This is a genomic window from Sulfurovum aggregans, assembly GCF_055385215.1.
In genome coordinates this window covers 2,302,575-2,324,853 of sequence record NZ_AP042387.1, presented here as the reverse complement: position 1 = coordinate 2,324,853, position 22,279 = coordinate 2,302,575, and the positions used below count along the sequence as shown (strand labels likewise).

Here is a 22,279-nt window from a genome sequence, read left to right as displayed (position 1 = left end):
CCCACCAAAAAGCTCATTTGCTTTATAAAATTTGTATTTATCTAGAAATTATGCTTCTTTTGGCGTAAAAATAGATATTTATGCAGATTTTAGGTGGGACTGAAGTCTCCACTTCCAAAATAATAAGTTATAGTCAACTGCAGATAAAGAAGTAATTGATAATGCCCATGTAGAATACTATATGAATTTTTCCTCGTCACACCTCTTAGAGACTGTGAAAGAACTAGGTACCCCGGAAGTGAAGGCTTCAGCCTCACCCAAATATTTGCATATTTTTAGATTATTTTGATAGAAAAAGCAATATTTTCCATTAAATACAAACTTTTTTAGGCAAAAAAGCTTTTTGGTGGGACTGAAGTCTCCACTTCCATGGGTTCTTTCACAGTCTCTTATGGAACGTAATATATTATAGTATGTATTATACATTATATAGTTAGGTGATGAAAAATATAATATAGATTTTTCTTACCATCCGGTGATACACTTTAAGTTATTTTGAGCTTTTGTGTAATAAAATAAAGGAAAGTGGCAGCGAGGAAGAAAGGAAGGAGTTGTTAGTCTGTAAGATTTATAAATTAACTCAGCTTCCCCGCCAAATACCCACTGGCAAATGACCATTGAAGATTATATCCGCCACAAGGACCATCCAGGTTCATCACTTCTCCGCAGAAGTAAAGTCCGTTCAGCTTTTTACTCTGCATGGTATAGGGGTCTATCTCTTTGAGAGAAACACCTCCTCGTGTGATCATCGCCATTTTAAAGCCATCATGCCCATTTATGGTGAGTGGTGTCCATACGAGAAGTTTAATGAGTTTGTCTCTTGCTTTTCCTTCTTGTTTAGCAAAACTCAGGGCAGGGTCAGCATCGGCTAATTTACAGAGTTCAAGACTTAGAGACTCCGGGAGCAGGGTCTGCATAAGTTCTAAAGTGTTTTGATGAGGATTTTCAGCTAACGCTTTTTTAAAATATTCCCGAATCTGCTCTTCGTTCATCCCTTTAGTGAAGTTGGCAAGTACAGGGACTTCACCGAACTTACTCAAAAGCGGGGTGATCTCTCTTGAAAAATCCAGCACTACAGGACCTCGTATGCCATCTTTTGTAAAGATGAGATCACCCTTGGCCCGAAGTTTTTTATATTTTTTCATATCAACGTGCATTTCAACTTTTGCAATGGTATCTGCACGACAATTTGCTACCCATTTTTCCTTAGTTTTCAGAGGCATCATGGCAGGGTAAAGCTCTGTTACTTTATGTCCTGCCGATTCTGCCAAAGGGTAACCGTCTCCCTCTGCTCCAAGTATAGGATAGCCTTTTCCTCCAGTAGAAATAACTACATTTTTAGCTATAAAATCATCAGTTTCAGTCTTAACTCCAGTGACGTTTTCTCCATCAAGTTCCAAACTCACCACACGCTGTGAACACAATACTTCAACTCCAAGTCTTTTCATCTCAGCTTCCAGGGCATGAATGATGGTTGAAGAACTGTGTGTAACAGGAAAAACCCTGTAGCCGTCAGGAGCATGGCTCTCTACACCTATCTCTTTAAAAAATTTCATCAAATCTTTATAGTCCAATGCCTCCAAAGCAGGTGTCATAAAGCGACCTTCACGACCAAAACGTGCCATGAAGTCTTCGTTCGAGAGTGTATTGGTCAAATTGCAACGTCCACCACCGGTAGCTTTTAGCTTTGCGCCTATCTTGGAAAGTTTCTCTAACAACAGTACGGATTTTCCTGTACCTGCAGCGGTTATGGCAGCCATCATACCTGCTGCACCTGCACCTACTACGATGAGATCATGACTCGACACTATAAGATTCCTTTTTTAATGAAATCATATCGAAAAGTTAAATAGTTTACATTGAGTTCATATTGGATTATTATAATACTTATAATCCTTCCTGATATGAGATCTGTTTATCCCCCAAAAACGATAGACTTTCTTCTCTCTCCCTTTTTACGCTATATCAGGAAGGAGACTTGCATAAAAGAACATACAATATACCCTTCTTAACAAAAATAGTCATATAATACCGAAACATATTCCGTGATAGAAAAAAAGGTCAACGCTTCAGATGAAAATACAAAATGAGTTTTCCCAGAATGCCAAAGCATATAACAACTTCAATATTATCCAGACAAAAGTAGCTAAAGAACTTATTGACAAGATAACTGATGCACCTGAATCTGTTTTGGATATCGGTTGCGGAAGAGGCGGTATGTATAAGATCATCTCCTGGCCTTTAAAGAAATTTGTAGGTATTGATTTTGCAGAGGGGATGATAGAACTACATCCAAAAGAACAGAACGTTGAATTGTTTATTAAGGATTTCAATGATGCTGCATGTTTCCAAAGTCTGGATACTTATGTATTTGACAGGATAGTATCTGCTTCTGCTTTACAATGGGCAGATGATCTGGAGAGAACATTTCAGCATATCGCAGCATTGGATACGCCGGTCACATTTGCCATTTTTACTTCTGCTACATTCAGGACCTTGCATAAAACAGCATCTATTCCACCCTTACTCCGTTCCGCAGAAGAAATAAAGAGGCTTTCTGAAAAATATTTTGATGCCGAATATGAGATCCTGAAATACACCCTGGAATTTCCATCTGTCCGTGACATGTTCCGATATATGAAAAAAAGCGGTGTAGGGGGAGCACGAAATATCTTAAGCTATAAAGAGATGAAAACACTTATGAAGAACTACCCCTTGAACTATCTGGAATATGAGATCCTTCTTATTCATGAAGAAAATAAGAGATCCACATGATATTTACCACACAAACCATGCAAGAGATACTGCCTCTGTTGCAAAATAGACTTAAAACCCAAAAAAGTATCTCTTTTTCCGTACTTGACCCTGATCTTGGTGAGGGCTATTCCGGAAATGAGATAATCATTAACAACATTACCTATATCCATAGAGGTTTGAAAGCATGGATAGATCTGGCTGAACTGCTTATGTGCAAAATGCTGTTGCCAAAAGAAAGTGAATATCCTCTGATAACACTTAGCTTTGAAAAACTGAGTTCCCAAAGCTCTTTTCATCTCGATACCCAAAGTCCCAAAGAGGAAAAGTATGGTACAGACTCCCATTTTTCAGATATCCACAAGATGGAGGAACCAGCTTTTCTCTACTACTACCAACAAGCATTGGACAATGTAAAACTGGAGAACAGACATCATATTATAAACCTTGGGGTCAATAGAGCAGATGAGTTCGAAGTGATCAGGAACAGCTTAAATACTAAAAAATATGAAAAACTGGAACTAGTAGGAATAGACCATTCAAAAAGTGCTGTTGAGTATGCCGGAACAAAGTTTCCGGAAAAGAATGTCACCTTTTATACAGAAGATATCAATGCATTGGAAAGTTTGGGGTTAGGGCGGTTTGATCTGCTTATAAGTATAGGTACACTGCAAAGTCCAGGCATTAACTTCAAACCCTTTTTTATGTCGCTGGTCCAAAATCATCTCAAAAAAGACTCAGCGATCATTTTAGGATTTCCCAACAGCAGATGGATAGGGGGAGAGATGATATACGGAGCCAAAGCTCCCAATTATGCCATGAGTGAAATGTCACTGCTTTTTAACGATGTGATCTTTTGTAAAAAATATCTGCAACAACATAAATACCGTGTGACCATTACGGGGAAACAGTACATTTTTTTAACCGCCACAAAGATACAATAGTATTAACTCCAGATTAAGAAAAACTACTTATAATCTGCAAAAAATATAAGGACAAAAAATGAAACTAAACAGTTTAATTTTTTCAGCACTTTTAACAACTTTAGTCAATGCATCAGATATGAATACTACTACACAACCTCTAAGCACAAAACAAGAGGGAATCAAATATATCAAAATGTTGGGTGGTGCACTAAAAGGTGAACTTCAGGCACAGATGAAAGCAGATAAAACAGGTCTGGCTGCTTTAGGTTTTTGTACGGCACAAGCAAATGAGATCACAAATAATGTCAATAAAAAGTTACCGGCATATGCAAAAGTAAGAAGAACAGCACTCAAAGTAAGAAATAACACTCACAATACTCCTGATGCACTCGATACAAAGATCATGCAAGAGTATATTGCCTCAATTGAAGCAAAAACATTTACACCTAAAAATATTAAAGTTGTAGTTGAGGGTAATGTAACCAGAATTTATAAACCACTCATTTCCAAGCCAGTATGTCTGAAATGCCATGGAAGCAATATCTCTAAAGATATCCGTGAGGCAATTACCGCTGCTTACCCTCAGGATAAAGCTGTAGACTTCAAAGAGGGATCACTTAGAGGTGTGATCGTTGCAGAGATAAAAAAACACTAAAGGGCACCTCTAAAGAAACTTCTTAAGCTGTTTATCATGTAAACGGCTCAGAAGTATTAATGATACTACTCCCCCTATCAGTGCATACATCATATCTGACTGGGTGTCCCATATATATCCCTGTGTTCCAAGGAAAGCTTCGGCATCTTCTCCTGTAGCAAGGGCTACCCACCACTCAACAAGCTCATAAAAAGCAGAAAAAGCCAGAACGATACTTAAAATAATATAATTCATCCACAATCCAGCCCCCTGTACAATATGTTTTCGGATCAAAAGTTCTCTTGCCAGAATAGCTGGCATGAATCCCTGCATAAAATGTCCTACTTTATCGTAGTTATTTCTACTTTGATTAAACGACTCTTTGATCCAATCAAACAGAGGAACTTCAGCATAAGTATAATAAGCACCTACCATGAGTATGATCATATGTATTAAAATAAGTATATACAATAGGGGTGTCAAAGGAAATTTTTTATAGGTAAAACCCAATAGAACAAATCCGAAAAGTGCAGGTACAACTTCTAAAAACCAGGTAAATTGGTCTTTAGGATTGACAGCAGACCATATAAGGGTTATAAAAAAGATGGCTAACCATACATATTTCATATTATTTCACTGCTGTCATCAAAAAGACTGTAAATTCACGATGCGGTTTATTGATAACAGAGGCTGTATCGAACGATATCTCTTTAAATCCAACCTCATTGGCTATGACTTCAAGTACTTCTCTGTCAAAACCATGATGAAAGACACCGGTATTGTCACTATGGAAACTCCCGTCTTCACTGTCTAAGTCTGCAATGGCTATAAATCCACCGTCATTTAGCATCTCATAGAGTTTTGAAAACAGGGCAAGGATATCTTCAATATGATGAACGGTCATGGAAGAGATGATTCCATCAAACTTTCTATCAAGTGTCTCTGTACTCAAATCTTTTTCTATGACTTCAGTCTTACAGGAGAACTCATCACATTTACTCTGAAATTCTAAAAGCATAGAAGGGGAGTTGTCTACAGCGACTATCTTCTCAACATAAGGTGCGATGAAATAGCTCAGCAATCCTGTACCGGCACCAAAGTCCATGATCTCCATATCTTTATTCAGTTTTATATTTTTTACTATTAATTCAGCGATGCTTTTAGCATTTTGTACTCGCTTACTGTTCATATCCCATGATTTTGATTTATGTGCAAAAAGATCTTTTTTACTACCCATTAATATTCCTTAATATGATTTTTGTATTTATTTTAATATTATTTAGCATCAGCCTAAAATAGGCTGGTTTGCTTCTCTATTTTGATGTTATCCCAGAACAGTTCTACATGTTTTTCAAACATTGAAACCACTGAAGAGGTCGATTTTTTATCTAATTTTAGCAAAGAAACCTGCATTTGATAGAAAAAAAGAGGTGAAAAAAATTCATTTGCCAGTAAAAGAGGGTCTGAAGACCGTATCTGCTCATCCTGCATCATCATAAAGAAGTATGTAGAGAGCTTTTTGACGTTCTCCTGGTAAAAATATTCATTATATATCTCCCGTATGCGTTCATTTCGAAAGATCTCCTGCATAAGCAGCTTGAAAAGTGCCTCATTTTGCCCGTCAAAGCTTAAAAGCTTGAAGGTAATGGCAATGTTCATCAACAAGGATTTTCCCTGTTTATGGGCATCTTGGGCTTCTTTATCGTCAAATAGGGTGACTATAGCTGAAGAGGTAAGATTACTGATAAGTGTTTCAAGTATCTCATCTTTGTTTTTAAAGTGATTATAAAGGGCACTCTGCTTAACTCCCATTGCTCCGGCTATGTCTCTGACCGTAGTAGCTTTAAATCCTTTGGTAGAGAAGAGTTTAAGTGCTGTTTTAAGTATTTTCTCTTTAGTTTTGCTTCCCTTGGTAGGGGCTGTAGTGACGCTCTGCTCGTTCATAGTAACTCCTTTGATGACATTATAGAGAACAAGTGTTCATTTGTCAAGTGCATCAGATAATAATATATGAACAACTGTTCTTGAATGAGAAATAGCTTTATTTTATAAAAGAACAACTGTTCACTTATATTTCACCTAAAGATATACTATGTGAACATTTGTTCATCTGATAGTCTTTAAATGCCTATATATCGGCTCTGTAGAGTATTTGATTTCTTTACATTGTTTGACTGCCGGGAATTATAAGATGAATGAATATAGAATATTAAAAAATATAAAAATGTATCGTATCTACCCGTATTTTCATAAAGCATATGATAAAACCAGACCTACAAATACATATGTACACATTCGTAATCACACAATAGAGACGAAATCAGATGCAAGAATCAATTTGATGAATAAGGTTATATTTTATAATATTTAAATCTGCAGGTTTGGTTCTACCAAGTATCTAAATATGTCCAAATAATTTTTAATCGGCATACTTTTTTATAAATATGAATTTTTGTCAAACGTTTGATTCCATAAGTCTGCAAAATTTTAAATCTAGAAATGGGAGTTTTTTATTTATCTACATTTAAAATGTAGAAACTGATCTGTAAGTTTCGTTCCACCAAAAATATTTATATATCTTCATTTTGTTAAAAATTGCATTTTAAAAAATGATCAGAGCAGGACATCACTACCCATAAGAATGGAAAGTTACTTTTTTAATAGAATTTATATTATGTTAACCAGTAGATATTAATAGTCTGCTTCATATTCTAAACTGCTCAGACAAGCTTTTACTGCTTATCCGATCAGGCTGCTATTGTGTTTTGCTATTATGCTTAATTGTTTTAGTGTTTCTTTACTTGGAGATCTTTGTTTGATCTTGGAGAACATATGTGTAAGTTGTGCATAGTTCTCCAGCTGTACATTTTTTCTATGAAGTGCTTCTGTACTTAAATATTCCAAAATTTCATTATGCGTTATCTCATTACAACTGTTTACGATATTTTCTATCATTAACGCCAAAAGTGCTTCATCTTCTTCTACCAGACCGATAGATATCTCTTTAGCTGCATCTTCATCCAGTCCTCTTTGATATAGGATGTTGGCAATACTTGATGAAACGGTACTGGTTTGTTGGGTTTGTATATTAGTGAGTTGAGGAAGTATCTGTGCTGCAGCCGGGTTAAATGCCAGAGCTGAGACAAATAAGGTAATGCGTATAATGTTTTGTTTATTCATTTTATTATCCTTTAAATCATTTTAGTTAAAAAAGGTAAATGAAAAACTTTAAAATAAAGTTCAGTTATTTGGATTTTGGTATTACAAGGTTTTTTAACATTTCTATATAGGTTATATCATGAATAAGTAAATTCATATCACTGATTTTAATGATTGTCTGACAACTACACAAACATTACATACTTTCTCGTTATGGTTGATCATGAACCAATAAAAAGTATTGAAAAGGGTTTATGATGCAAAAAAGAAGATCAAGAAGAAATTTTTTTAAATATATGTCTGTACTTGGGTTAGCGGGTTTTTACAGTGTACCTTTATATGCCAAAACACCAAAAGAAACTGTCAAGTATCAGCATACACCCAAAGATGGTAAAAAATGTAAAGAATGTCTGCACTTCATTCCTGAAACAAATGAATGTAGAACCGTTGAAGGGAATATTAATCCGGAAGGTTGGTGCAGCATCTACTTTAAAAATCCTAATTATAAGGAAAAAAAAGTAGAAAATAAAAGCGATCAAACAAAAGAAGCGAATATAACAATATAAAATATTTTTAGTAGAAAAGGATTTAGAATGACACACACATTAATGATTTTACCGTTTGATAAAAATGCTTTAGAACCGTATATCTCAAAAGAGACATTACAGTATCACCATGGCAAACATCATGCAGGATATGTAAATAAGCTTAACGCCTTGATCAAAGACACTATTTATGAAGATATGAACCTTGAAGCTATTATCACTGCTGCTGATGGTGATATCTTTAACAATGCAGCACAAGTATATAACCATAATTTTTATTTTAAAGGAATGAGTAAAAAAACAGATGCGCCCTCTAAAATGCTATTAGATTTGATCAAGAGAGATTTTGGTTCCCTTGAAGAATTTAAAGAGCGTTTTTTGCAAGCAGCAACTGCTTTATTTGGTTCGGGTTGGGTATGGCTAAGCATTGACAAGGCAGATAGTTTGATAATAGAATCATTATCCAATGCAGACAATCCATTGTTATCCGGACATACTCCTCTGCTTACCTGTGATGTTTGGGAACACGCCTACTATATTGATTATAGAAATGCAAGAGCAGAGTATCTTGAAAAATGGTGGGGACTCATTAATTGGGATTTTGTTTCACAGAATGTTACTTCATATTATGAATTACGACATGGTTTTATAGATACATGCAATGACAATAGTGAGCTATGTGATTATATAGAGACTCTGGAACAATCGGAACATGTCAATACATAGAAGATACATATCTCTAAAAAGGAAGATAAAGCATGGAAAATGAAAAGATAGATAAAGTCGTATCCGGAGACTATAAACTTGGTTTTGAAGTTGATATAGAGACTGAAACCGTTCCGCCTGGATTAGATGAAGATACCATTCGTTTTATTTCAAAGAAGAAAGAAGAACCTGAGTGGATGACAGAACTTCGTCTTAAAGCTTTTGCCAAATGGCAAAAGATGGAAGAACCACACTGGGCACATTTGGAGTATGAACCTATAGATTATCAGTCTATCTCATACTTCTCTGCACCTAAGGTCGCACCGGAAAATCTGGATGAAGTGGATCCCAAGATACTTGAAGCATATAAAAAACTGGGCATCCCCCTGGAAGAGCAAAAACAGCTTCAGGGCATTGCAGTGGATGCTGTCTTTGATTCTGTTTCAGTGAAGACCACCTACTCTGAAGAACTCAACAAACATGGCATCATCTTCTGTTCCATCTCAGAAGCTATACAAAACCATCCGGAACTCATCAAGAAATATATGTTCTCCGTAGTACCAATGAATGACAACTACTTCGCAGCATTCAACTCTGCTACCTGTTCAATGTCGGAAGTAATTGTTGATCTTGTCAAAAGTATCAGTTTCCGTCTTGATATGTTGGAAAATGTGAAAGTTGAAATTGTTTTCGATCCGCCATGGAGTCAGGATAAAATGAGTGATGAAGCAAAACTGCAAATGGGATTTCTTTAATATATCAGCCTCGTTGAAGTGCTTTTTTTAACGTTTTTAATGAATAGGTATTAAGTACATCTTTTTTCTCCAGCCATCCCCGTCTGGCCTGAAAAACACCATATTTCATATATGCTAAAGATGCTGCATTGTGTGCATCGGTCGATATCACGAATTGTACACCGGCTTCTTTTGCTCTTTTGGTATAGATATCATTCAGATCAAGCCGTTTTGGCTGAGCATTTATCTCCAGGAAGCACCCTCTCTCTTTTACTCCTTCAAACAATTGTTTCATATTCACTTTATATGCCTCTCTTTCACCTATAAGCCTTCCCGTCGGGTGTGCAAGAATATTGAAATAGGGATTGTCCATTGCTTTGAGTATACGCTGTGTCTGCATCTTTTGGGACAGATTGAACTTGTCATGTACCGCACCTACAACCAGATCAAGCTCTTTAAGTACGCTATCGGGTAACACCAATGATCCATCTTCCAATATATCTACCTCAATACTTTTAAGAATAGTAATCCCCTTAAGTGTATCATTGATCCTGTCTATCTCTTCAAGTTGCTTTCGCAGTCTCTTTTCATCCATACCATGCACAATTGAGAGGTGCTTTGAGTGCTCTGTAATCGCAATATAGCTATATCCTATTGCTTTAGCAGCTTCAGCCATCTCGACAATGGTATTTTTCCCGTCACTGTAATGTGTATGCATATGCAGATCACCTTTCATATCCGCAAGAGAGATCAGTTCAGGCAGTCTGCCCTCTTTAGCAGCTCTATGTTCCCCTCTGCTCTCACGAAGTTCCGGCTCGATATAGCGAAGTCCTACAGTTTCATACATCTCTTTTTCTGTTGCTCCGGCTATTTTCTCATCTTCTCTAAAAATGCCGTATTCATTGACCTTCATGCCCATATCTCTTGCCATGATCCTTATGACGATATTGTGTGATTTTGAGCCTGTAAAATAGTGTAAAGCAGCACCATAGCTCTCTTGGGCTACACATCTAAGATCTACCTGCATTCCATTTGTGAGGATCACTGTCGATCTGGTATCACCCTGTGAAATGACCTCTTTGATATCGGGATATTTCACAAAATGCTCTATGAGAAGCGCAGGATCATATGAAGTAGCAAGGATATCCAGGTCACCCACTGTCTCTTTTCTTCTTCGAAAACTTCCGGCAACTGTGACCTGCAAGGCCCCCTTGTACTTTTTTAGATACACTTCAAGTGCATGGGCATAGGGTTCTGCTACGGAGTACATAAAGCGTTTGCCCTCCTTTTTTGCCATAAGAGTGCCTTTGAGTATCTTGTTTTCCAGTTTTTCACTGAAACCTTTGAGTACTCTTATCTGATGGGCTTGCGCAGCCTCTTTCAATGCATCCAATGAGTCTATATGTAGTTTTTGATAAAGTATCTTAGCTCTTTTGGGACCAATACCTTCGACTTTGAGGAGATCCAGAAGATGCGGAGGGAAAGCGTGTTTAAGATATTCAAGTTTGGCAAGTCTGCCGGTTTGAACGATCTCTTTTATCTTCAGCGCAATATGCTCACCGATCGTAGGGGTCTCAGAGATATCCATCCCCTCTTCTACCATTTTTCTAAGATCGGTACCCAGATTTTCTATGGTACGTGCTGCATTTCTGTAAGCTCTGATCTTAAAGGGGTTCTCTCCTTTGATCTCCAACAGATCAGCCAACTGATTAAAGATAGAGGCGATCTCTACATTTGATATGATCATTTGTTATTGCCTTTCACTTTATGCTCACAACAGTAGGATGCAACTCTCCTTCTGCTTTACTTAGACCACTGATCCATCCGCTTCGGGTGTCATCACTGCGATGTTTCCCCAGAACATGATGTACCTGATCAACAAGCATTAAAGCCTCTTCTTTATAACTTTCCCGGCCTGTTTGATGAAAAAGTTCCAAAAAGTTGCATACTGCAAAAGCATCTGTCCATAAATAGCGTTTTGGAGTGCATTCTTCTCTTCTTATGCATGTACGCTTGGAAAAGTCCATCATTATCATTTCAATGACAGCTAACTTTTTCATGACGCCCTCCTTTTTTTAATGATACACCTTTATTGCTTTTTATTTCCTATTTGTAGTAGAATAGAACAATGAAGGAGACACCATGTTCAAAGATCGCAAAGATGCCGGTAAAGAACTGGCTCAAGCACTCCAAAAATACAAAGGAATGGATGCTCTGGTTTTGGCCATACCACGAGGTGGTGTGGAGCTGGGGTGCGAAGTTGCCAAAGCACTTCAATGTGATTTTTCATTGATCATTTGCCGTAAACTTCCCTACCCTCACAATCCCGAAAGTGGTTTTGGTGCTATAGCTGAGGATGATTCTGTTTATATCAACCCATTGGCTGCAGCCTATGTATCTGAGTATGAGATCAAACAGATCATTCAAAAACAAAGTCAAGAAATACAAAGACGCATCCAGATACTAAGAGACGGGAAACCGCTTCCAGAGATGAAAGGTCGAACCGTGATACTTGTCGACGATGGTATTGCAATGGGATCGACTATGCATACAGCTGTTACTTTATGCAAAAAATGCAAAGCCCAAAAGATCATTGTTGCTGTACCCGTTGCCGGTACCCAAGCCATAGAAAAATTTTCTCAAATGGCAGATGAAGTGATCGTACTGGAATCTCCCGCTGATTTTCATGCAGTCGCACAGGTTTATGAGAACTGGTATGATGTAAGTGATGAAGAAGTAATGGATTTGCTTGAGAAAATGAAATAGTCTGTTTTAGATGCTGATACACGTTTAGCATGGCATTTGAGACAAGATTATTTAACAAAATCAATAAATATTCACTATTCATTCACTTTTTTATCTTACCATCCTATTATATAGCTATATATCAACATTTAAATTTATACATAACCATCCTATAAAGAATAGCTTAAACCAATAGCTGTTTTTTATAGACAGAGGTATCCTGTTGGATTATTTGAGTATTTGAAAAGAATATTCAAATGATCAAATAGATACTAAAACAATATTTGGTCAATGTTCATTAAAAACTCATTGTTTTCACAAGTGCTAAAACTAACGGGAATATTTACCTGTTGGGGATAAATACTCTATGGGCTTGATAAGGTTCATTGTGTTTGACTATGGAATACATGATCGCTGCTATTTTCTTGGAGATAATGATTAAAGCTTCTTTCTTGGATTTACCCGAAGAGACTTTGTCTCGAAAGATCTTGTTTAGCTGAGGATTGTGCAATACAGATCCTACTGCAGCCATATAAAGTGCATGTTTGGCAATAGGTATGCCTCTTTTTGCAAGCCTGCCTATAGAATTGGAGTTGCCAGATTGATACTGTGTAGGATAAAGACCAAGATAGCCAATAAAAGCTTTGGCTGAATCAAATCGCCTGAGATCTCCACATTCTCCTAATATGGCAGAAATGGTTTTATCTGAGATACCGGGTATACTTTGGAGATTTTCAATAGAATTGTCAATTGTATTTATTTCTTCGGTAATAAGTTGTTTGATTTGTTCTTCAATATGCTTCTTTTCTTGACATAAAAGCTCTAATATCCTAATATTAGTAGTGATCATTAGAGATCTGGCTTCATAGGCACGACCAGCATATACTGAAGTATTGGCAAGATCGATCAGGAACTTGGCTTTATCTTCAGAGAAGTTGTTACCTTTGATATGACGGAATAGACGAGTCAGCTTCTTTGGCGTAGCTTTTTGCATATCTATTGCAGTAGGGTAGACTTTGATGATCGCAAGTGCTGTCTTGGTAAAGATATTTGGAAATACTCTGCCAATCTCAGGATTGACAGTCGCCATTACAGTAGAGATTTCCCTCTTGATGGTTTTTATCTTCTTCTCCAGTGAACGTTTGGTTCTGCCTAATACCTTGACTGAATGATAGGCATCATTGGAGATATGACTCTCTTTGTATTTACCGGTAGATAAAAGTTCCGCAATGACATAGGCATCAATCGCATCATTCTTTACTTTTCGTATGGTACGGAAATCACGAAACTTGGCAGTCTGATAAGCGTTTAGCAAAACGGCTTGGTAGTCATTGTCTGTAATATATTCATACAAATTCTCAGAAAAAGCTCCTGTTGATTCTATACCAATAATAAAATCATCATTGTCTAATGACAGGTTGGCAAACTGTTCAATCAGCCTTCTTAACCCAAGAATATCCGTATAGATCCAAAATGGTTTTACAGCAAATTCACCAGCATCATCCAGGATGCACACATAATGTTTTTTTTCAGCAACATCAATTCCAACATAATACATTTTAAACCCCTTGAGTGTTAGTTTTAAAGTTCTCATAGCTTCGTGTTATACAAGGTAGAAGTTCTTACACTCCTCCTTAGCATCCTATAGATGATTTTATAAAGCTAACACAAGACGTTTTATGTGCTGGTACCAAAGTCCAAAAAGGAAAAAAACTTGTTTACTGTTAGCTTTTGTGAAAACTATGAGTCTTTATTGAACTCAACCTTATTTTATCGATTTGGTTGATAAATAGATTATACGAAGGATAAAACATGAGACAGACAGTAAAAATCATTTCATTAATCGTTCTAATGACATTGGGCGGGTATGCGTTTAACTATAACTCTGTATGGGTCAACGAGAATCCAAATACAAGAGGTGTGACAAAACTCGTCATCAAAAACAATGGTCAGATAAAAGCGTTTGGACAGTGTCGACCCAATGATTGCAACTGGGGCAATACACGTTATACCCGTACAAGAAATGGTCTTTTGGCATCATGGAAACATGCTGGAGCAGGACATAAAGTCATTTTCCTTGAAGCCATCAATCAAAACAGGGTCAAAGCCGTAATCAAATATCTCTATCATGGTGCCAGAGCAGATAAAACAAAAATTGAATACTTTAAGAAAAGACGAAACAGTATACATCACAATGCAAGATCCTTTACCGGAAACTGGGTAAATGATGATCCAAATACAAGAAGCCTGACACGGCTTAATATACGTAAACCGGGAAACAGCTTCTTTGTACATGCATGGGGGAAATGTCATCCAAAAGATTGTGATTGGGGCAGAGCAAGAGCAACTTTCTCTAACAATAAACTTACTGTAAGATGGAACCAAAGCTTTGTAGACAGAGTCATGACCATTCAAGGCAAAGAGTTCAGAAGAGGAAGATTCCATTTGCTTCGTATCAAAATAACAAGCCACTACCATGATGGCAGAGGAATACGGACAGAAGTACAATATATGAGAAGAGTACGGTAACTATACCGTACTTTTACGCTAAAATCCATATTTGTAATAATAAAATAAGCACCTCTAAAAATCCTATACACTCATAATGGGTTTTCAAAGGTACCAAAATAAGGAAAGCAGATGACAATATGGAGATATCAGGAAGAGAAAGAAAATTATCTTTTAGTAAAACTCTATAAAGAGAACCATGGCGAGGGAGAATTCCTGGGTGATCTGAATGATGAAAATATTAAAAAAATGATCCTGGAAATAAAACCGGACATCAATATCGATCAGGCTTTTGGTACATTGACTTATTTTGGGTTTTTACCTATTTTGGTTATGAAATAATCTTTCCAACTTCCAATAATATATTCTTTCAACAAAACTTTACATGATAAAACCTATATGACCAATACGCTGAAAAGATACTGTTTTTTATAAAATCCATCTATTTTTATCAACAATTGGTTGTATTCATTCAAATTATAGAGTACAATAAAAATATAAAGTGTGAGAAAGGGGTCAAAATGTCTTTACCTGATCAGGATATTCGAAAGCGGTTGGATAATTGGTTAACTATGTTAATCGAAGCAGAAGGTGCCGATCTGCATATCAAAAGTAACAGTGCTATACATGCTCGTGTTAAAAGTGATATTGTTCTCTTGTCCAAAGAAGTGATCAATGCAGAAACCATTGAAGCATTAGTTAAAGTATTGACCGGTGATGATTATAAAAACTTCATAAAAGAGTCCAGAGAATTTGATGGTGCATATTCACTGGATGATAAGCATCGTTTTAGGATCAATATTTCTATTCATCTTGGTGGGTTTGCATTAGCCTTTCGTCTGATCCCCTCTTATATCAAAACGATTGAAGAACTGAATCTTCCTACAGCCCTGCATAAACTTGCTCATATTCGCCGTGGGCTTGTTCTTATTACCGGAACAACAGGAAGTGGGAAATCTACCACACTTGCAAGTATTGTTGAAGAGATAAATAAAGCTTATCCCCACCATATTATTACAATTGAAGACCCTATAGAATATGTACATAATGATGCAAAATCTATTGTTGAACAACGTGAACTAGGAACACATACCAATAGTTTTGCCAAAGCATTACGTGCAGCAATGCGTGAAGATCCGGATGTTATTGTGGTAGGTGAGATACGTGACATTGCTACAGCCGAGAGTATTTTACAGGCTGTCAATACAGGTCATCTTGTTTTTGCAACAGTGCATACACTGGATGCCCGTGAAACAATTGACCGGCTTATTGCTATTTTCCCTACAAATGAGCAGAATCGTGTACGTGCAACACTTGCTGCTACTCTTGAAGCAGTAATTTCTCAACGTTTAATTAGAGGAATATCAGGCGATATGCTGCCTGCTGTAGAAATGATGTTCAGAAGCCCACAGATACAGGAACTTATCCGAACCAAACGTGACCATGAAATTCCGGATACAATTGAAAAAGAAGGGATCTCATTTGATTCTATTACCTTTAACCGGGCTCTCTTTAATCTTACATTGGCAGAAAAGATCACAGAAGAGCAGGCATATCAGTATGCAAGCAGTCCTGCTGATCTTAAATTACTGTTTACCTTGAGTCAGGAATATGAGAAAAAGACCCAAACAAATAAAAAAGAGGATGATCTTTGGTTAAAAGGTGAATCGTAAGGATCTTCTTTCTACCTTTAAAAAGGAGCAGATAAGCCTGTTTTTCTATGGATGAAAGGGATCTGCCTTCTATTCATCAGAAATGTGAGCCATATTTTTTTCATTGAAAAAGAATTCTTTTAACAGTTTTTCCATTTCACTTTCCGGCATTGGCTTGGCATATAGATATCCCTGAATATTGCTGCACCCATTTCTTACTAAAAATACTTTTTGTTCTTGTGTTTCAACGCCTTCGGCAATAACATTTAGATTTAAACTTCCTGCAAGAGCAATGATCGCTTTAACAATAGCAACAGCTTCCTCATCATCAGGAATATCTTTGACAAAGGATTGATCGATTTTCAGTGTATTGACAGGAAGACGTTTGAGATAAGATAGAGATGAATAACCTGTACCAAAATCATCAATTGATATCTTGATACCTAATTGGGTGATCTCTTGCAGCATTAGAATTGCTTGTTCAGGATTTTTCATAATTTGACTTTCTGTCACCTCTATTTCGATCCATTGGGGTTGACACCCCGTCTCTTCCAGTATGCTCTTTAACATTGAAATAAAATTATGTTTTTGAAGTTGCCGTACAGAAAGATTAATGGCTAATCTTCCCGGATGTAAGCCCTCAGAATGCCATTTCACTATCTGTTGCATACCTCTTCTCAATATCCATTCACCCAAAGGGATAATCAATCCTGTGTCTTCTGCGATAGGAATAAATTTAGTAGGAGAAATAACTCCCGCACCTTCATCTTTCCAACGTATCAAAGCTTCCATCCCTATAATTTCATCATTCTCTCCGTTAACTTGCGGCTGAAAATAAAGTATAAAGTTGCCACGATCAATTGCTTGACGCAGGCTTGATTCCAATGCCATACGTTCAAAAGCTTTTTCTGTCATATCTTCAGTATAAAACCTATATGTGTTACGCCCGTCATGTTTGGCTTTGTACATTGCTGCATCAGCATTTTTTAAAAGATTATCAGCCGTATCGGTATCATCAGGATAAATACTGATACCAATACTTAATGTAATATAAATTGTATGTTTGTTAATGATAAAGGGTTCATTCATACAGTGCATTAGTTTTTTTACAATATTCACAACATTAATCGAATTATTGATATCATCAAGTATCACTGTAAACTCATCTCCGCCAAAACGGGCTATCGTATCTGCTTTTCGTATCTGAGTTTTTAATCTCAGTGCAACATCTTTGATGGCTTCATCACCGAATACATGTCCAAGTGAATCATTGATCTCCTTAAATCTGTCCATATCAATAAATAAGATAGCAATCTTTTTCCTGCTTCGCTGTGTTTTATGGATTAATTGATTCAGCCGGTCCAAAAAGAGTAAACGGTTAGGAAGTCCTGTTAAAGTATCATGATATGCCTGATATTCCAACGCATCACGTTGCAGTTTTAAATTTCTTTCATTATTCTTTTTATTTGTTATATCCTGATAAGCGCCTACAAGACCGACAATTTTTCCATATCCGTCAGTCTGAGGCACTTTGGATATGGAAATCCATTTATATGCACCTGTTTCATCTGTTATCTTTTCTTCAACATTGAGTTTTCCAATGCCTGTATCCATAATATCTTTATCTACCGCACGATACAGGTCACCATCTCTTTTCCAGGGAAGATCATAATCACTTTTCCCAATAAGCTCACTTTCATCTTTTATGGTTAGATCTTTAAGAAAAAAATTATTGCACCCTGCATATTTTAACTCTGAATCTTTCCAGAATATTCCAATAGGTATAGTATTGATAATACTTCTGAGCAATGTACTCTCTTTTCGGAGTTTCTGTTCGAGCAGTTTTTGTTCAGTAATATCAAAAGTCGTTCCGACTAAAGAGATAGGTTTCCCCTCTGCATCACAAGAAACTTTACTTTGAATTTGTACAAACCCCTTGGAACCATCTTTTTTAATGATTTCAAATACATCCTCATAAAAGAGCTTCTTATGCGTCATGATCTGAGATAATGCTTTGTGCAGCTTTTTTTGAGATTCACGTGTAAGCCGATGCATAATATTTCGCATGTTTGGTGTAAAACTTTGAGGCTTTTCACCAAAAATACGAAATATTTCATCATCCAACTGAAGACGCATCGAAGGAAAATAGGTTTTCCAGCTTCCAAGATGAGCAATACTCTTTACATTGGCCAGTTGGGCTCTGCTCTCATAAAGTTTTGTATTGTCTATACAAGATTGAATAGCATTGACAAGTTTTAGATTTATTTTTCTTAGAGAATTGACTATAAGATCATCAAGTGGATCACCTGATTTTGTCAATATAAAATAACCAAAGTTCTTCAGTTCAAAAAGGTAGTAATATTGATCAGCGAACTGATCTGTTAAGACGCGATGATCAGCATTATAAAACTTCTCTTCAAGCTCTTGTACAACAGCGATATAATCTTTGTTTTTTATCAATACTTTGGGTTTAGCATAGAGCAGCTCGGACTTGCCGCCATGCTTTTGATATATAGCTGCCGAAGAACAGTTCAGTCTGCTCAATATCATTCTCATGCTTTCGTTAAGCATTTTTTGAAGCTCAAGTGTATTCCCGATAGACATGGAGATCTCATAAAGTGCCAATAACAGGCGATTCTTATCCATGACCTATATGTCCTACCACAGATGTTTTATTATAAAATTCCAAATAATCTCTACCATTGTTGGCAATTTCACCAAATGTCAATGCCCCTACAAGTGATGTATTCTTTCTATAGACTGCTTTAATTTCACGATCAAAGTCCTCTTCCAAAAACAGTACACGTGAAATACAGTCTATAAACAGGGTAAAATCATTTTCAAAATGCATATTTTCCTGACTGATATCTGCGGCATTCCTTGCAGCTTTTATCAATTCATCTCTGTTTCCTTGTAAAATATCGATATAATTACCCTCTTCTACGTTTCCGACACAGATCATTTCTGTACCGTTTAAGATAATTGGATCACGTACTATTTGTTCATTGGAGACAGTGTTGATACCAAAGGGAAATGATTTGGCAATGTTAAAAAAGTTATTTTTATTGATAGGTTCAGAAGTGTACTGGTCTATGACATCTTTATAGACCTCAAATGCCAGTCTGTAATCGAGTTCTTTGACTATGGTGGCTTCTGACTTAGTTACCTGGTAGGGTCCGCTGATACTTTTCCAACCATGACTGACACCTATAGAACTTAGACGTTTCGAATAGGCATAAACCAAAGCATCCTGTAGTAGTCCGTGATTGGTAAAGAGTGAAGGTTTTTGTTCAAAACTTAATGAGCCTGAACCTCCACCGATATAGTTGACGTCCAAACCGTAATTATCGAAGAGAACATTAACACATTTACCGATATTTTTTGCCAATCCGTCAATAACAACAAACATGGTTTTGACAGAGTTGTCAAAATTACCTATCTGTTTTTCCATATCTGCATCCAACTGGTCATAATTTTTTTGGCTGATATCTTTAATAATATTGATCTGCATTTTGTCATTAAGGCCAATAAAAATTGTACCTTGATCATATTTCCTGGTATTATAAATGATAGAAGGGAAAATACCGCCTATGATAGATATAGTATGTTTCAGAAGAAGAGGATCGATCAACTCTTTGTTAAACCCATTGGCATCACATGCCAAAATCATCACAGCCTCATTTTTAGTGCTGAGTATATTAATGTTTCTAGTGAAACTTTCTATGGAACCGCTCGGATCAAAAATAATATCAGCCATTATCTACCTTAATTTATAATACCTATTCAACTAATGCTGAAAATTTAATAAATGTTTAAACATTCTTTTATGCTTAGCCCCTATAATATAGCATAAATATTATAGAGCTTGAACTTGTCTTTTATCCATAATGAGTCACTAACTAAAAATATTTTATCCCTTCTGGTCTTAAATTGAGATTTACTATGAATCAAACATATGGGAAAAAGGTTAAAGGTAATAAGAAAGAAAATAATCTTTCTTTGAAGGATGAGTAACTTTTAAGCCCTGACAAAAAAAGGATAGAAGTATGATTTTTCCATCCTTGTTTTAGCGCACCAGGAGAGTGCCGGCTTCATCTGATTGAAGCTGATACAAAAAACTTTTGTATCATATTTTACTTCTCTTCGTTTACTTCTTCTTGAAGGGTTTCAACTATTTCTTTTACAGGTTTGTCTACAGCTTTTGCCATCACTTCAACATAACATTCTGTTGCTCCTGTCGCTTTCACTGCATCAAGTGCTTTAATGAGCGCTTCGTATTCTACCACTTCTGCATTATCTGAAGTAGTACCTATCTTACAGTCAAAGTCCCAATACATCGTTGCTTTATCTGGAAGACCTTTCTTCTTCTCACGTTTCACATACTTACGTATGTCATTTTTTACGGCTTCAAGCACACGGTCTTCATGTTTTTTTTCATCTGTGAGTTTAAATACTTTTTTCATTTGCTTTTCCTTTTTTACTAAATCTATTTATGCTTGCTGACTTCTGTTTCTATTACGGTTACGGTTACGGTTTCGACTGTTACTTCTGGCACCATCATGACTACCACCGTTGTTGGCGTGTGAACTGTTACTACGGGATTTATTACGAGAGTTTCCACCTTGTCGTCTTCCTCCGCTCCCTCTTCCATTTTGTATAGGCTCTGCCTTGATATCAGGGTCTGGAGTAAATGCTTCGATGTGTACTTTTTTGATCTCAGATTTGATGAACTTCTCTATATCAAAAAGTAATTTATGCTCATCGATACACACAAGAGAAACCGCTTCACCGCTTTGCCCTGCACGTCCTGTCCTACCGATACGGTGGACATAATCCTCCGGTACATTAGGGAGTTCATAGTTTACTACATGAGGAAGCTGATCTATGTCTATTCCTCTTGCAGCGATATCTGTAGCTACAAGTACACGGATCTCATTTGCCTTGAAGTTTGCAAGTGCCTTGGTTCTGGCACCCTGGCTTTTATTTCCGTGTATCGCAGCAGCAGAAATACCTGCTTCTTCAAGTTGTTTCGTAAGTTTGTTAGCTCCGTGTTTTGTACGGGTGAATACCAATACCTGTTCCCACTTTTTCGTTTTTATAAGCTGTGAGAGAAGTTCTCTTTTTCTCTGTTTATCAACATAATGTACCACTTGGCTTATTTGCTCGGCAGTAGTGTTTTCTCTTGCCACTTCTATAAGTACAGGATCTTTGAGAAGTCCTGATGCAAGTTTTTTGATGTCGCTTGAGAAAGTTGCAGAAAAGAGTAAAGTTTGTTTCTGTTTTGGCATGAGTTTCATCAGTTTTTTGATGTCATGGATGAATCCCATGTCCAACATACGATCTGCCTCATCCAGTACAAGCGTTTCCAAAGCTGAAAAGTCTATACCTTTCTGTCCTGCTATATCCAGTAGTCTGCCAGGGGTTGCGATGACGATATCCACCCCTTTCCGTATGGTAGCCAGCTGAGGGTTGATACCCACACCGCCAAAGATAACGGTAGAAGTGTATGGCATATGTTTTCCATATACCTTAAAGCTCTCAGCAACCTGTGCGGCAAGTTCACGCGTAGGAGTAAGAATGAGGGCACGAATTTGATATTTTTTCATATTAGATTTATTCTGTGAGAGTCTTTCGAGCAATGGAAGTGTAAACCCCGCTGTTTTTCCTGTCCCTGTTTGTGCTGCTGCTAAAACATCTTTACCTTTTATGACAGTAGGAATAGCTTGTTGCTGTATGGGTGTAGGCGTAGTATAGCCTTGATCTTTAATCGCTTTAAGTAGAGGCTCTGAAAGCCCTAAGTTGTTAAATGACATGTATAGTATACCTTGTGACCGAGCCTACCATATAGGTTATATAGGTCGGTCTTAGGCTGAGTGAATTGTTTGATTTATAAACCTGAAATAGGTTAAGAATGAAA

Annotated in this window: 22 protein-coding genes; 10 read left to right on the top strand and 12 right to left on the bottom strand. The window is 36.8% G+C overall.

Annotation, left to right across the window (positions count from 1 at the left end; genetic code table 11):
* Positions 1-575: 575 nt before the first annotated feature.
* Positions 576-1,808 (bottom strand): BaiN/RdsA family NAD(P)/FAD-dependent oxidoreductase, encoded by a 1,233-nt coding sequence (locus ACZ48W_RS11750; RefSeq protein WP_464828705.1) that lies wholly within the window; start codon positions 1,806-1,808, stop codon positions 576-578.
* Between the two features lie 265 nt (positions 1,809-2,073).
* Here ACZ48W_RS11750 and ACZ48W_RS11745 point away from each other — a divergent pair, with 265 nt between their 5' ends.
* Genes ACZ48W_RS11745 through ACZ48W_RS11735 form a run of 3 tightly spaced genes read left to right on the top strand, consistent with a single transcriptional unit; the run spans position 2,074 to position 4,335 of the window.
* On the top strand, positions 2,074-2,775 hold the full coding sequence (locus ACZ48W_RS11745; protein ID WP_464828704.1) for a methyltransferase domain-containing protein: 702 nt from the start codon (positions 2,074-2,076) through the stop codon (positions 2,773-2,775).
* Positions 2,772-3,698: a class I SAM-dependent methyltransferase gene (locus ACZ48W_RS11740; protein ID WP_464828703.1), complete on the top strand. Its 927-nt coding sequence runs from the start codon at positions 2,772-2,774 to the stop codon at positions 3,696-3,698. Before ACZ48W_RS11745 ends, ACZ48W_RS11740 begins: the two co-directional genes overlap by 4 nt.
* Before the next feature lie 58 nt (positions 3,699-3,756).
* The gene (locus ACZ48W_RS11735; protein WP_464828702.1) at positions 3,757-4,335 is read left to right on the top strand and encodes a Tll0287-like domain-containing protein; all 579 of its coding nucleotides are present in this window, start codon (positions 3,757-3,759) and stop codon (positions 4,333-4,335) included.
* A 9-nt stretch (positions 4,336-4,344) separates the two neighbouring features.
* Here the strand turns inward: ACZ48W_RS11735 and ACZ48W_RS11730 are convergent, their stop codons facing one another.
* The 4 genes from ACZ48W_RS11730 to ACZ48W_RS11715 all read right to left on the bottom strand — a co-directional run bounded on the left by ACZ48W_RS11730 (position 4,345) and on the right by ACZ48W_RS11715 (position 7,494).
* Positions 4,345-4,941 (bottom strand): DUF2238 domain-containing protein, encoded by a 597-nt coding sequence (locus ACZ48W_RS11730; RefSeq protein WP_464828701.1) that lies wholly within the window; start codon positions 4,939-4,941, stop codon positions 4,345-4,347.
* Between the two features lies 1 nt (position 4,942).
* Positions 4,943-5,551, bottom strand: a complete 609-nt coding sequence (locus tag ACZ48W_RS11725) for a class I SAM-dependent DNA methyltransferase (protein WP_464828700.1) — start codon at positions 5,549-5,551, stop codon at positions 4,943-4,945.
* A gap of 53 nt (positions 5,552-5,604) precedes the next feature.
* Positions 5,605-6,258 carry a TetR/AcrR family transcriptional regulator gene (locus ACZ48W_RS11720; RefSeq protein WP_464828699.1) on the bottom strand — a complete coding sequence of 218 codons (654 nt, stop codon included), beginning with the start codon at positions 6,256-6,258 and terminating at the stop codon, positions 5,605-5,607.
* A 795-nt stretch (positions 6,259-7,053) separates the two neighbouring features.
* Positions 7,054-7,494 (bottom strand): hypothetical protein, encoded by a 441-nt coding sequence (locus ACZ48W_RS11715; RefSeq protein ID WP_464828698.1) that lies wholly within the window; start codon positions 7,492-7,494, stop codon positions 7,054-7,056.
* Positions 7,495-7,730: 236 nt separating this feature from the next.
* Between ACZ48W_RS11715 and ACZ48W_RS11710 the strand changes: the two genes are divergently transcribed.
* From ACZ48W_RS11710 to ACZ48W_RS11700, 3 genes are read left to right on the top strand one after another with little or no spacing between them, the layout of a single operon-like run.
* Positions 7,731-8,039 (top strand): iron oxidase oxidoreductase, encoded by a 309-nt coding sequence (locus tag ACZ48W_RS11710; protein ID WP_464828697.1) that lies wholly within the window; start codon positions 7,731-7,733, stop codon positions 8,037-8,039.
* Positions 8,040-8,066: 27 nt separating this feature from the next.
* Complete coding sequence (locus ACZ48W_RS11705; RefSeq protein WP_464828696.1) at positions 8,067-8,744, top strand: superoxide dismutase; 678 nt, start codon at positions 8,067-8,069, stop codon at positions 8,742-8,744.
* 32 nt (positions 8,745-8,776) lie between these two features.
* Entirely contained in the window at positions 8,777-9,478 is a 702-nt protein-coding gene (locus tag ACZ48W_RS11700; RefSeq protein ID WP_464828695.1) for a SufB/SufD family protein, read from the top strand.
* Between the two features lie 4 nt (positions 9,479-9,482).
* Here ACZ48W_RS11700 and polX read toward each other — a convergent pair whose 3' ends face one another.
* Together polX and ACZ48W_RS11690 are read right to left on the bottom strand one after the other, a co-directional pair.
* The gene (gene polX, locus ACZ48W_RS11695) at positions 9,483-11,204 is read right to left on the bottom strand and encodes a DNA polymerase/3'-5' exonuclease PolX (RefSeq protein WP_464828694.1); all 1,722 of its coding nucleotides are present in this window, start codon (positions 11,202-11,204) and stop codon (positions 9,483-9,485) included.
* A gap of 13 nt (positions 11,205-11,217) precedes the next feature.
* A complete protein-coding gene (locus tag ACZ48W_RS11690) occupies positions 11,218-11,517 on the bottom strand; it encodes a hypothetical protein (RefSeq protein WP_464828693.1) in 300 nt (99 codons plus the stop codon).
* A gap of 82 nt (positions 11,518-11,599) precedes the next feature.
* On the opposite strand from ACZ48W_RS11690, the gene ACZ48W_RS11685 reads away from it, so the two are divergent.
* Positions 11,600-12,223 (top strand): phosphoribosyltransferase, encoded by a 624-nt coding sequence (locus tag ACZ48W_RS11685; protein ID WP_464828692.1) that lies wholly within the window; start codon positions 11,600-11,602, stop codon positions 12,221-12,223.
* A gap of 322 nt (positions 12,224-12,545) precedes the next feature.
* Here the strand turns inward: ACZ48W_RS11685 and ACZ48W_RS11680 are convergent, their stop codons facing one another.
* Positions 12,546-13,796: an IS110 family RNA-guided transposase gene (locus ACZ48W_RS11680; RefSeq protein WP_464827685.1), complete on the bottom strand. Its 1,251-nt coding sequence runs from the start codon at positions 13,794-13,796 to the stop codon at positions 12,546-12,548.
* Between the two features lie 218 nt (positions 13,797-14,014).
* On the opposite strand from ACZ48W_RS11680, the gene ACZ48W_RS11675 reads away from it, so the two are divergent.
* The 3 genes from ACZ48W_RS11675 (at position 14,015) to ACZ48W_RS11665 (ending at position 16,383) form a co-directional block, all read left to right on the top strand.
* Positions 14,015-14,731, top strand: coding sequence for a hypothetical protein (locus ACZ48W_RS11675; RefSeq protein WP_464828691.1), 717 nt, complete (start codon positions 14,015-14,017; stop codon positions 14,729-14,731).
* 111 nt (positions 14,732-14,842) lie between these two features.
* On the top strand, positions 14,843-15,052 hold the full coding sequence (locus ACZ48W_RS11670; RefSeq protein ID WP_464828690.1) for a hypothetical protein: 210 nt from the start codon (positions 14,843-14,845) through the stop codon (positions 15,050-15,052).
* A gap of 179 nt (positions 15,053-15,231) precedes the next feature.
* Positions 15,232-16,383 (top strand): type IV pilus twitching motility protein PilT, encoded by a 1,152-nt coding sequence (locus tag ACZ48W_RS11665; protein WP_464828689.1) that lies wholly within the window; start codon positions 15,232-15,234, stop codon positions 16,381-16,383.
* A gap of 69 nt (positions 16,384-16,452) precedes the next feature.
* On the opposite strand, the gene ACZ48W_RS11660 is transcribed toward ACZ48W_RS11665, so the two are convergent.
* The 4 genes from ACZ48W_RS11660 to ACZ48W_RS11645 all read right to left on the bottom strand — a co-directional run bounded on the left by ACZ48W_RS11660 (position 16,453) and on the right by ACZ48W_RS11645 (position 22,175).
* A complete protein-coding gene (locus ACZ48W_RS11660; protein WP_464828688.1) occupies positions 16,453-19,008 on the bottom strand; it encodes a sensor domain-containing protein in 2,556 nt (851 codons plus the stop codon).
* Positions 19,001-20,119 carry an FIST signal transduction protein gene (locus ACZ48W_RS11655; RefSeq protein WP_464828687.1) on the bottom strand — a complete coding sequence of 373 codons (1,119 nt, stop codon included), beginning with the start codon at positions 20,117-20,119 and terminating at the stop codon, positions 19,001-19,003. The genes ACZ48W_RS11660 and ACZ48W_RS11655 overlap by 8 nt, the downstream gene beginning before the upstream one ends.
* Before the next feature lie 376 nt (positions 20,120-20,495).
* Complete coding sequence (locus tag ACZ48W_RS11650) at positions 20,496-20,825, bottom strand: DUF6172 family protein (protein WP_464828686.1); 330 nt, start codon at positions 20,823-20,825, stop codon at positions 20,496-20,498.
* Between the two features lie 27 nt (positions 20,826-20,852).
* Positions 20,853-22,175 carry a DEAD/DEAH box helicase gene (locus ACZ48W_RS11645; RefSeq protein WP_464828685.1) on the bottom strand — a complete coding sequence of 441 codons (1,323 nt, stop codon included), beginning with the start codon at positions 22,173-22,175 and terminating at the stop codon, positions 20,853-20,855.
* Positions 22,176-22,279: the final 104 nt, after the last annotated feature.

Coding starts and splice junctions, on each gene's coding strand:
- ACZ48W_RS11665 (WP_464828689.1), top strand. CDS start 15,232: ATGTCTTTACCTGATCAGGATATTCGAAAGCGGTTGGATAATTGGTTA.
- ACZ48W_RS11645 (WP_464828685.1), bottom strand. CDS start 22,175: ATGTCATTTAACAACTTAGGGCTTTCAGAGCCTCTACTTAAAGCGATT.
- ACZ48W_RS11705 (WP_464828696.1), top strand. CDS start 8,067: ATGACACACACATTAATGATTTTACCGTTTGATAAAAATGCTTTAGAA.
- ACZ48W_RS11690 (WP_464828693.1), bottom strand. CDS start 11,517: ATGAAAAAGTTAGCTGTCATTGAAATGATAATGATGGACTTTTCCAAG.
- ACZ48W_RS11675 (WP_464828691.1), top strand. CDS start 14,015: ATGAGACAGACAGTAAAAATCATTTCATTAATCGTTCTAATGACATTG.
- ACZ48W_RS11655 (WP_464828687.1), bottom strand. CDS start 20,119: ATGGCTGATATTATTTTTGATCCGAGCGGTTCCATAGAAAGTTTCACT.
- ACZ48W_RS11700 (WP_464828695.1), top strand. CDS start 8,777: ATGGAAAATGAAAAGATAGATAAAGTCGTATCCGGAGACTATAAACTT.
- ACZ48W_RS11735 (WP_464828702.1), top strand. CDS start 3,757: ATGAAACTAAACAGTTTAATTTTTTCAGCACTTTTAACAACTTTAGTC.
- ACZ48W_RS11745 (WP_464828704.1), top strand. CDS start 2,074: ATGAAAATACAAAATGAGTTTTCCCAGAATGCCAAAGCATATAACAAC.
- ACZ48W_RS11715 (WP_464828698.1), bottom strand. CDS start 7,494: ATGAATAAACAAAACATTATACGCATTACCTTATTTGTCTCAGCTCTG.
- polX (WP_464828694.1), bottom strand. CDS start 11,204: ATGATCATATCAAATGTAGAGATCGCCTCTATCTTTAATCAGTTGGCT.
- ACZ48W_RS11670 (WP_464828690.1), top strand. CDS start 14,843: ATGACAATATGGAGATATCAGGAAGAGAAAGAAAATTATCTTTTAGTA.
- ACZ48W_RS11660 (WP_464828688.1), bottom strand. CDS start 19,008: ATGGATAAGAATCGCCTGTTATTGGCACTTTATGAGATCTCCATGTCT.
- ACZ48W_RS11730 (WP_464828701.1), bottom strand. CDS start 4,941: ATGAAATATGTATGGTTAGCCATCTTTTTTATAACCCTTATATGGTCT.
- ACZ48W_RS11650 (WP_464828686.1), bottom strand. CDS start 20,825: ATGAAAAAAGTATTTAAACTCACAGATGAAAAAAAACATGAAGACCGT.
- ACZ48W_RS11685 (WP_464828692.1), top strand. CDS start 11,600: ATGTTCAAAGATCGCAAAGATGCCGGTAAAGAACTGGCTCAAGCACTC.
- ACZ48W_RS11740 (WP_464828703.1), top strand. CDS start 2,772: ATGATATTTACCACACAAACCATGCAAGAGATACTGCCTCTGTTGCAA.
- ACZ48W_RS11710 (WP_464828697.1), top strand. CDS start 7,731: ATGCAAAAAAGAAGATCAAGAAGAAATTTTTTTAAATATATGTCTGTA.
- ACZ48W_RS11720 (WP_464828699.1), bottom strand. CDS start 6,258: ATGAACGAGCAGAGCGTCACTACAGCCCCTACCAAGGGAAGCAAAACT.
- ACZ48W_RS11725 (WP_464828700.1), bottom strand. CDS start 5,551: ATGGGTAGTAAAAAAGATCTTTTTGCACATAAATCAAAATCATGGGAT.
- ACZ48W_RS11680 (WP_464827685.1), bottom strand. CDS start 13,796: ATGAGAACTTTAAAACTAACACTCAAGGGGTTTAAAATGTATTATGTT.